We start from the raw sequence: 10,201 nt of genomic DNA on the forward strand, positions 1-10,201 counted from the left end.
TCGCCGATACCTGCCTTTTACTTTGGTGGAAGCTGAGTGTTGGTATCCTGTAAAGTCTGAGATCCTGAAACGCCATAAGTTGTCACCAGCTATCCCCGCACCATTAACGTTTTCAAACAACATCCACGATAAATTTTGTGACCCTTTGGAAACTCTTGGATCACCGTTTGATTCAGGTCATAAGAGCGTATCAATGCATACCTGAAGTGTCATTTATGTGCTATTGTCCCCGACGTTTTTTCGCTATTCCCCAGGCAATTTCTTCCAGGCAGGTATTAATAAGTAGCTAACCATATGAAATATGGCCAGCTACTTAAACAATGCTTACCTCTGAGAAACTCAGCCATCAGTGAATATCAAGAGGGCTCCCAATGAACGTTTTAACAATGACCGACCTGGATCTGGCAGGCAAACGCGTGCTGATCCGTGAAGACCTGAATGTTCCGGTAAAAGACGGCAAGGTCACCAGTGACGCCCGTATTCTGGCGTCTCTGCCAACCATCGAGCAGGCTCTGGCAGCCGGTGCTCACGTCATGGTGACCTCTCACCTGGGTCGCCCGACTGAAGGTGAGTATGAAGAGCAGTTCTCCCTGAAGCCAGTAGCAGACTACATTGGCAACCTGCTGGGTAAGGAAGTTCGCCTGGTCAAAGACTGGGTTGACTTTGGTTTTGACGTGGCAGCCGGAGAGCTGGTTATTCTGGAAAACTGCCGTTTCAACGTCGGCGAAAAGAAAGACGACGAAGCCCTGTCCCGCAAAATGGCCGCCCTGTGCGATATCTATGTGATGGATGCTTTCGGCACTGCACACCGCGCCCAGGCTTCCACCCATGGTGTTGGCAAGTTTGCCGCTGTTGCCTGTGCCGGTCCACTGCTGGCGGCCGAGCTGGAGGCTCTGGGCAAGGCTATGGATAAACCAGAGCGTCCGATGACGGCGATCGTTGGTGGTTCCAAGGTTTCTACCAAGCTGACCGTGCTTGAGTCGCTGTCCGGCGTTTGTGACCAGCTGATCGTCGGTGGCGGTATCGCCAACACCTTCCTGGCAGCTGCTGGCAAAAATGTGGGCAAGTCCCTCTACGAAGCAGACCTGATCCCTCAGGCCAAAGCCCTGATGGAAAAGTGTGATATCCCGATGCCAGTGGATGTGGTTTGCGGTAAGAAATTCGATGAGAACGAGACCGCCATCATCAAGTCGGTGGATGAGGTTGAAGATGACGATATGATCTTTGACGTTGGCCCGGAAACCCAGAAGCTGTTTGCCGACGTTCTCACGGCAGCAAAAACCATCCTGTGGAATGGTCCGGTGGGAGTTTTCGAGTTTGACCAGTTCGGTGAGGGTACCCGTTCACTGTCCATGGCCATTGCCAACTCAGATGCATTCTCCATCGCTGGCGGTGGCGATACCCTGGCCGCTATCGACAAGTACGGCATTAAAGATAAAGTGTCGTACATTTCCACCGGTGGCGGTGCCTTCCTTGAATTTGTCGAAGGCAAGGTTCTGCCTGCAGTAGCCATGCTCGAAGCAGCAGCCAAGTGCTGATCGGTCGATCAAAAGAGCCGGAAGACAATTTATGTTCTTCCGGTATTTTTCCTTCCTTTCCCCCCCCTTGTTTACTTGCTTCCCTGAAAAAATAGTCTTTCCATAAAGGACTCTGCTGCTGATTGAGTATTGTCTGAGTGACTGAGTCCTGTAGAATGCTCTCGTCGAACACCTTTAGATCAGCTGATTCTATTGAATGCAGAAACCAACTGCTGGCCTGCGTTAATGTGCTTTTTACTGGCATAGTTCTTGTATTCAGCACATACACTGACTTCTACTGTCGTGTGCTGCCCTCAATAAATAAGGGCAATGTTAACTGTACGACAGCCCGGCAACTTGCCAAATTGGCTGAATGTCTGATGATGAAGTTCACACATTGCAGGGAACCACTTCATGGCACTCTACCTGACCGTTGGTTATTTTCAGTAAACGTCGTCAAAAGGATTTGTTATGTCATCTGAACAAGCGGCTTTGCAACAGGGATGGTATCTGCTGAAAGCCAAAAACCGGGAAGAGGTTCGTGCCCGGGATAACCTTGAGCACCAGGGCTTTGAGGCCTATTGTCCTCTCATTCAGGAAAAAAGCACTCGCGCTCCCCTGTTTCCGGGCTATCTGTTCATCCGCTTAGACAAGGACGCCCTTCCCTCTTTTCACAAAATCCGTTCAACCCGGGGCATCGCCCAGGTTGTCCGGTTTAATAAGATCAGTCAAAAGCTATATAACGAAGGGCGACTTCCTGAAAAGGATATGGGCAAGCTACTACCCAGGCCGATACCTGATGGTGAGCAGCTGATCGACCAGATTGAGGCATTTGTCTGGAAATACAATGGCCGCATTCCGGATGAAAAGCCAGACTCCGTCAGCTTCAAAGAAGGTGAGTCGGTACTGTATAACAACCCTCTTTTCCAACATCTTGAAAGTACGTTTGTCAAAGGTGTTAAGATCGACCGTGGTATTATTCTTATCCAGTTCATTGAAAGTCAGCGAACTGACGAAGGCATTGAAGAAAAGATTGTTGCCAGAAAAGAGATAGAAGTTCCCTTAAAGGACCTCCAGAAAGTACCTGAAGAAAGTTAATGGACAAACTTAAGCTTATCTCTGATATGCGCCCGCTCTCGTACGGCCTGACTCCGTATCCTCACGAGCAGGCATACTTTGAGTATTACCGCATTGACCTGGAAAAGCGCCTCCCTGATGTCCAGCATTGCCTGGGGTATATAAACAGCACTGAATACCGCATTGCCTGCCACTTATATACCCGACCTGAAGCCAAAGGCTCGGTATTTCTGCTCCATGGCTACTATGACCATGTCGGCTTGTTTGAGCATATTATCCGCTTCTTTATTGAAGAAGGCTTTAACGTTCTGGCCTACGATCTTCCCGGTCACGGGCTTTCCAGTGGCCAGCCAGCGACCATTGAAGACTTTGCACACTATCGCCTGGTGCTGGCAGATGTTATGCAGTACTGCACGTCAATGCTGCCCGGGCCATGGCTTGCCTACGGTCAGAGCACAGGGGGTGCCATTATTACCGAGCTGTTGCATCACCATACCCGGCAAGGCACGCCTATGCCTTTTGATCAGGTTATCCTGTCTGCTCCACTGGTTCGGCCCTGGTTATGGAAACTCAGCCGACTACAGCTCTATCTGGTCCGGCCTTTTATTCGCCAGATTCCCAGACAATTCAAAGATAACTGTCGGGATGAAGACTTCCTGAACAGAGCGCACAATGATCCACTGGCACCAACCGTGTTACCCACACAATGGGTCTCTGCTTTAGACCGCTGGATTCGAACAATAGAGTCATCCAAAGAGCAAATCCCGTTAAGCCCGCTGATCCTTCAGGGCACGGATGACACCACAGTGGACGGCCCCTATAACATTCAGGCTTTAGGGCAACTATATCGCTCGCCCAAAGTCCTCTGGCTGGAAGGTGCCCGGCATCACCTGCCGAATGAGCTGACAGAAACCCGGGCTCAATATATGCAATGGTTATCAAAAGAGATGGATGCCCGGCAGGCTGACCGGGAATAGCCCCCTCCAGACAACTCTTTCCAGTAGGCGACCCCGACGCAGGAATGGCATAAAATTGAGGATAAAAATCCCGATTACAAGCACCTTGTAGCAAGCACATTATAGATGGTGCCTACCGTTGCACTTATCCCATAAACTCCACAGGAAGTCCCAATCAATGAAATACATAGGAGCACACGTCAGTGCGGCCGGTGGTGTCGAAAATGCCCCGGTGAATGCTCATGAATTAGGCGCAACCGCCTTTGCCCTGTTCACCAAAAATCAAAGACAGTGGAAGGCCAAACCACTGTCAATGAAGAGCATCGAGTTATTCAGAGAGCGTTGTGAGCAATATCATTTCACACCGCAACAAATTCTTCCCCACGACAGTTATCTGATCAACCTGGGTCATCCGGAGCAGGAAGCCCTGGAAAAGTCCCGGGCGGCATTTATTGATGAGATGGAACGGTGTATGCAGCTCGGTCTTGACCGACTGAACTTTCACCCGGGCAGTCACCTGAGAAAAATCGGGGTATCGGACTGCCTGAGTAAAATTGCCCAGTCCATCAATATAGCCCTTGAGCAAACTCAGGGCGTGATTGCGGTGATCGAAAATACCGCAGGCCAGGGCAGCAACCTGGGGTGGCAATTTGCCGAAATCGCCGAAATCATTGATCAGGTGGACGACAAAAGCCGTGTTGGTGTCTGTCTGGATACCTGCCATACCTTTGCTGCCGGTTACGACCTTCGCACGCAGGACGCCTGCCAGAAAACGTTTGCTGAGTTCGAGCAGGTCATTGGTTTTCAGTACCTGAAAGGCATGCACCTGAATGACTCCAAAGGTGCACTGGGCTCACGAAAAGACCGGCATCACAGCCTTGGTCAGGGCGAGATTGGCTGGGAGGTGTTCCGCTATATCATGGCTGACAACCGGTTTGACGGCATTCCCATGGTTCTGGAAACCATTGATGAAACCCTCTGGGCGGACGAGATAGAGTCACTGAAAATGATGTCCGGAGCCTATCCGTAACCGAAGGATACTCCCGCCGGGCCGGGCGGGAGGTGAATTTTGTCAGCCTCCTAGAGTCCTGAGTTTCCGCCTTTAGGCCCTATGGGTCCTTCGACAGGCCTCAGGGTGTACGGGTATTAACACTTTTCTGCACTAGTATTCTGCATGCATTTCCATCTGTTCATTGCAATCCGCATTCCCCGTTCTTAAACGGATACGTGTCAGGAACTCCCCGGCAGTCAAACCCACTTCTTCTCCTGGTGGCAAGCTGTCGTCTGGCTGCCCGGAGACTCCATCTACAGAGTTGGCGGGACTGAGCAGAGCTTTCAAGTTGTCCAACTTTTGTCGGTCGTCACTGCCCTGATCATTTAACGTTTCCCAAAAAACATTCAGGGTATCGCCGAAATACTTCGCCATGCTATTGGCTACATACTTTTCCCTGTCGACCATTGCGACGGGGCAATAATTTTCAACTCTTGGAATTATATAAAAGTACCTGGTGTCGACTAATGGTTCTGGCACACGGAAAGTAATGCAATATTCTTCTTCCCAGAAATCTTCTTCCAGGAAATCTTCTCCCCAGTAATCATGATGGGTGGAGTTTATATCTTCATACTGTCTGGAAACCTCAAATATACCGTATAAGCTCTCATAATCGGAAAAGTATTTATCAAGAAAGTCGTTTATCTTAATACTTTCCACAAAGAAGAAGTAATCATCTGATGAATCCAGAGCTGGCGTTTCATTTGCCCTGATAGTCCGTTGGATCGCATTGGCTGCCTCATCAGCAAACCCTTCCTGGTACAGCTTGTCTCTGACCTGTCTGGTGAAACGTGCTTTTGCGTCTTCAGAATACACACTCTGGGTACAATACACCGTGCATTTTTTGCTGTCCTTTAATTCATCACGGATCTGCTCCCGAATTCGATCCAACAGTTGTACTCCTGAAGGTAGTAAACAGCGACCAACTGGTGTTGATGCGGTTTCCCTGCCCACGGCACCTTCTGGATTATCTCCAGGCATCTGAGCACTTACATCAGCCGCTGGTATTTGATGGATGTTTCTTGCCCCATGCCGGGTGCTCGGTCTGCCCTCGTCTGGATGGTTTGAACCATCTGTGTGGGGAAAAGCACCCCCCTGCACTGTCGATAAGTTCATCTCGTTACTATCCTCATGTTTTAATTCATGAATATAGTCTGCAATCCGGGTTGCAGATTATTGGTACTCTGGATGTGTACCTGGCAGTAAAAAACCAATAGATAGAATTCATCAAAAAAAGTTCCATATATTTACTTTCTCCCCGCCAGCACCTGGAATCGATTGTTCACAACATAATCAAAAATTAAAACGAACGTTTTTCTAAAAAAAGTGTCCAACTTTTAACAGTTCGATTTTATGAACCATCGTACTGCATAATCCAAAACAGATAATTCAGTTTTATCAAATAGTTATTTCACAGAAGGAGCTGAGAAGTCATGATCAGGGAAGCAATACCAGGCGTGGATGAGCGCTATCCGGGTTTATTTTTACCAGCACCTGAAATAGCGGTGTCACAAGGGTTGGCGAACGACAGGACAAATTCCAGTGAACAAATGCCAGGGACAGGCCAGCCTCTGAATCATCGAGCCCTCAAAGTAGCCTACGTGGGAATGGGCCCTATTGCCCTTTACAATGCATTGCAATTGAAGGCAGGGCAGCCTGATACGGATATAGAAATGTTTGAAAAGAGAGCAGAATACGCTCGAAATCACACAGTTCACATTGATGATCACTGCTTCAGATCACTGAAGAGTTATGACCATCCGGTGTTAACACAGGGAATGGCGCAGCTTAGAGATAAAATCCGCAGGCAGCATGGTCATATCAGTTGTAAAGAGCTTGAAACCGATCTGAAGTCAATTGCCCAACGAATGGGCATCACCCTGCACGCTGGCAGTGATTATGAAGTGGTTGCCATTGGCGATGGTAAAGTAACGTTTACATCAGGAGAAGCCCTGTTTGATGCCCTTGTCTGTGCCGATGGCGCACATTCAAAAAGTAGAAAAGCGTTACTGAAAATGGCAGATAACCCGGACTACCAGGGAGAAGATATTGCCTTCTCCGAACTGTCATCAACCGATGAAGACAGTGAGTTTACCTCAAAAAAAGACCTGCAATATCGAGTCAGGGTAAAATACCAGGTCAAGGGCCCAACGAAAAAGCTGACCAGTGGCTGGCTTAATCTTTCCCGCTATGTTTATGCAACCTTCAAATTGATGTTATCACCGGTCGAAGAGAGAATTCGCCCACTCAATGAACAGACCAATGAGGTCACCATCGACTTTTTTATTTCAAAAGAAGAGTTCGACAGTCTCTCTGGCTACAACCTTGGCCATGCCGCAAAGCTCTCCGACAGTAACGTAAGGGATAGCCTGAAAGAAAAAATAAAAAACTGGCAGGCGATAAAGCAGCAATTCTGCCAGGAAACCCTCATTGCTGACACTGAAGAATTGACGCCCCATACCCTGTCTATTTTTCATGCCCGTAAAGTTCACCATGTCACGCCATCAGGCAAGCTTATCTGCATCGCCGGAGATGCCGCCACATCACTTCCCTATTACCGCTCGTTGAATAACTTTCTGTTGGTAGGTGCCAAACTTGGCAGAAAGCTGGCATCGGCAAGCAGGGCAGATTTAGCCAAAACAGGCGAAGCCTATGAGCAATACGCCAGCCGTCGTGCTCGCTGGGAAGGCTTTAAAGCCACACTCAAAAACTTCATGATCAACGTTATGAAACTCTGTTTGTGGATAAGCAATAAAGTATTCTGGAAAATCAATGTCTGGGATCCGTTGAAACTTAAGGATCAGAGAAAGACATTACCCGAATGGGAAGTTCAACGGCATCATCCCACTGCAATGTTAACCGTTGGATAACCAAGGCTGTCCGAGAATAGACTCACCTCACAAAACGGAATGGTTATTCTTGATTTTCACCACCCTCGCCATGGGGTCGCCCGGACGGGCGCTATGCTCGTACCAGACGGGATGCGTGTATGCTTTCAATGTTTATCCGCATTAGTCTGACGTTTGATGGCGGGCTGCTGGTTCAGGTTTTACTGTCAGACATCAATCGGCCGCAAAGAAACCAGTTCCATACTATCCCGTTTGTACCCCATAGCGGGTGCATGGCAGAAAATCGCATCTTTGATCCGGGTAATGGGCCGCAGGACTAACTCTTTGCCCCTTAACCCTCCCTTATAGCCCTGGTACCACTCGTAGCTGGTATACAGCACAACGCCACCGGTGAGAATGCCCGCTACTACCCCTCCGGCCAGGGCAGGTAACGGAATGCCTGCATCCACTTCGTCGGTGTTAAGGAGCGATGAAGTATTGCCGTTATCGATTGTGTTAACCGATAAAGAATCCGGTGAACTTGACAGGCTCGTCGATAACGATGTTTTTGCGCTCGGTGAGTAGTTCCGGTAATCGGGGCTGTCTGTGGTAGCCAGGGTTACAGTGCTGTTGCCATGTGTTTCCAGAGATGAAGATAATACGTCATCTGTTGTTTGAGCGCTGCCGACTGTAGTAGTTGTGGCGAGACGTGTGGATGAAGATAATTCGTCAACTGTTGTTGGAACGCTGGCGGCTGTAGTGGTGGTTGTGGTGAGTCGTGTGGTTGGAGCATCACTGCTTACCGTCGAGCATTTTGCCTTATTACAAACAGGAATTTCCATCCTGCTACGCCTACCACCAGTCCTGGTCAGTTTGGTGTTACAGGCATAGGTGCGAGTAAATGGATAAGCAGTGTCGCCAGCGGCTATGCCTGCGTAATTGCCCTTGATCTCACTGTTGCAGGCAGTGGTATCGGTGATTTTTACATTAGCCCTGTGTAGATAGCCAACTCCCACTGCAGCATAGCCCTTTATAGCATAGAGACCTCTTCCTTCAGCGAATATCTTACAATCGATAGCGGTTGTCTGGCTAATCTCTATGTTCTCCCCTTCAAACTTAGATTCAGCCGCAGCAATTGCCACAGCACCTCTAGTATGGGTTGAATACCTGGAGGAAATGTTGACCTGCCTGGCAGTGGTGTTACGGATCACACAATCATTACTAGCGAAGGTAGCGGCAACAGCTACCCGCCCCTCGGCGGACAATTGACCACCTTTGGCCAAAGTATTTTCGATTGTGCTTCCATCACAGTGTACTGTTACAATGCCCGTATCGGATACTGGGCGAAAGAAACCCCCACGAGCCCCTTCGGATTTCAATATGTTGTTGATAGCAGTGGTATTGCTAATAGTGCATTTATCTGCGTTGGCAACAACTACCGCAATCATTGGATCTATTGTCCCAGGTCTCTGCACAAGCAGGTTGTTATTGATGGCAAGGGTATCCTCTATAGTTGTGTCTTTCGCATCAGCTGCAACACCACCTGCAACAACCTCAAGCGTTTTGCCTACCAGCCAGTTATTGGTGAGTCTTGAGTTGCTAACAGTGACTCCTTCCATTTTCGCAGCCATCCAGCCAATGTGTAACTTCTGAGGAGTTTTGTCTGAAGGTTCTGCTGTGATCCGGCAATAGTCAATCGAGTTGCTGTCAAGGGAGGCATCCCCACTGGCTACTCCGGTCAATATTGCTGCAAATGCCGGTTGTTTAAATTTGTAATTTTTGTTTGTATCGTATCGAACATCTGCGATCATCTTCGAGTGCCTGACTTGGTTACCCTCCAGTTTTGCGCCGACGGTCTCACCCGCCAGCATTCCCAGCCTCAAAGCATTGCTGCCGTCATGCACCACAGTGATAATAGAATGTTCCACGGTGTTATTTTTCAACAGTGCGCCTTTGTCGGCTTTACAGGTGACAAGGCCCTTAGAACCAAAGCTAGTGATACGTATATCGGCTTTTTCGACCACCAGGTTACGAACTATCCCCCCCTGCCCCAACGTCGAGAAGAGGCAGCTATCCAGGTTGCTAATTCTCTTACCGTTACCGTTGTATTCACCAGTGAAGTACGGGATGGCTGAGTGGTTGCCAGCATCAAAATGAGCCTCCTGTATATAGGTACAATTGGGTAGATAGCCTTGCTCATTCCCTATCCTGATTCTGGCCAGGTCAGCACTGCTCCGAACAGGAATCGGCTCGCCCCTGCACCCCGGCGGGGTGGTTGCCGAACTGGTCGGTTGTGATGTTGGGAAAGTCGAAGGCGAAACAGCTGAACTCGACGATTCTGAAGATGTTAGCGTTGGCGATAAAGCAGGAGAACTGGTCAATTCCGTAATTGTCGGAGACAAAGACGAAGTGCCGACACTTTCCTGCCGTGAGCTTGATAGCACTCGAGTTAGCGTTGCAGAACTGGCCAATTCTGAAATTGTCGAAGCCGACGATGAAGTGACAACACTTTCCAGCTCTGAGCTTGATAGTGCTGGTGTTGACATTGCAGGGTGGGTCAAATCTGAATTGATCGAAGACGACGAAGTGAGTGTACTTTCCAAATGTGAACTTGACGGTCTCACCGGGAACGATGTTTTTGTACTCAATGGGTAGCTCGGGGAATCAGGGCTGCTTGTGGCAGTCGGGGTTGCCGTGCTGTTGCCCGGTCTATCCAGAGATGAAGATAGAGGTGAAGATAAAAGTTCAGTTGTAGCCTGGCCTCTGTAAGCA

At 49.0% G+C, this 10,201-nt stretch carries 9 protein-coding genes; 7 read left to right on the top strand and 2 right to left on the bottom strand.

The annotated features are described in order from the left end of the window. The 5 genes from ACO6V1_RS20435 to nfo form a co-directional block, all read left to right on the top strand. Window positions 1–205 (top strand): hypothetical protein (locus tag ACO6V1_RS20435; protein WP_422468269.1); only part of this gene is annotated, 205 nt, incomplete at its 5' end. 166 nt (window positions 206–371) lie between these two features. Then, window positions 372–1,538: a phosphoglycerate kinase gene (locus ACO6V1_RS20440; protein ID WP_422449660.1), complete on the top strand. Its 1,167-nt coding sequence runs from the start codon at window positions 372–374 to the stop codon at window positions 1,536–1,538. A 450-nt stretch (window positions 1,539–1,988) separates the two neighbouring features. Continuing rightward, the gene (locus ACO6V1_RS20445) at window positions 1,989–2,615 is read left to right on the top strand and encodes a transcription termination/antitermination NusG family protein (protein WP_422468271.1); all 627 of its coding nucleotides are present in this window, start codon (window positions 1,989–1,991) and stop codon (window positions 2,613–2,615) included. Continuing rightward, window positions 2,615–3,571 (top strand): alpha/beta hydrolase, encoded by a 957-nt coding sequence (locus ACO6V1_RS20450; RefSeq protein WP_422449658.1) that lies wholly within the window; start codon window positions 2,615–2,617, stop codon window positions 3,569–3,571. The genes ACO6V1_RS20445 and ACO6V1_RS20450 overlap by 1 nt, the downstream gene beginning before the upstream one ends. A 157-nt stretch (window positions 3,572–3,728) precedes the next feature. Further along, window positions 3,729–4,580, top strand: a complete 852-nt coding sequence (nfo, locus tag ACO6V1_RS20455; protein ID WP_422468273.1) for a deoxyribonuclease IV — start codon at window positions 3,729–3,731, stop codon at window positions 4,578–4,580. Between the two features lie 132 nt (window positions 4,581–4,712). On the opposite strand, the gene ACO6V1_RS20460 is transcribed toward nfo, so the two are convergent. Continuing rightward, entirely contained in the window at window positions 4,713–5,717 is a 1,005-nt protein-coding gene (locus ACO6V1_RS20460; protein ID WP_422468275.1) for a hypothetical protein, read from the bottom strand. 317 nt (window positions 5,718–6,034) lie between these two features. Here ACO6V1_RS20460 and ACO6V1_RS20465 point away from each other — a divergent pair, with 317 nt between their 5' ends. After that, window positions 6,035–7,471, top strand: a complete 1,437-nt coding sequence (locus ACO6V1_RS20465) for an FAD-dependent oxidoreductase (protein WP_422468277.1) — start codon at window positions 6,035–6,037, stop codon at window positions 7,469–7,471. Window positions 7,472–7,656: 185 nt separating this feature from the next. Here the strand turns inward: ACO6V1_RS20465 and ACO6V1_RS20470 are convergent, their stop codons facing one another. Then, window positions 7,657–9,372, bottom strand: a complete 1,716-nt coding sequence (locus ACO6V1_RS20470; RefSeq protein WP_422468279.1) for a hypothetical protein — start codon at window positions 9,370–9,372, stop codon at window positions 7,657–7,659. Window positions 9,373–9,700: 328 nt separating this feature from the next. Here ACO6V1_RS20470 and ACO6V1_RS20475 point away from each other — a divergent pair, with 328 nt between their 5' ends. Further along, window positions 9,701–10,084, top strand: a complete 384-nt coding sequence (locus ACO6V1_RS20475; protein WP_422449653.1) for a hypothetical protein — start codon at window positions 9,701–9,703, stop codon at window positions 10,082–10,084. Window positions 10,085–10,201 lie beyond the last annotated feature (117 nt).

Source organism: Endozoicomonas sp. ALC013 (genome assembly GCF_049310205.1).
Classification (GTDB): Bacteria; Pseudomonadota; Gammaproteobacteria; order Pseudomonadales; family Endozoicomonadaceae; genus Endozoicomonas.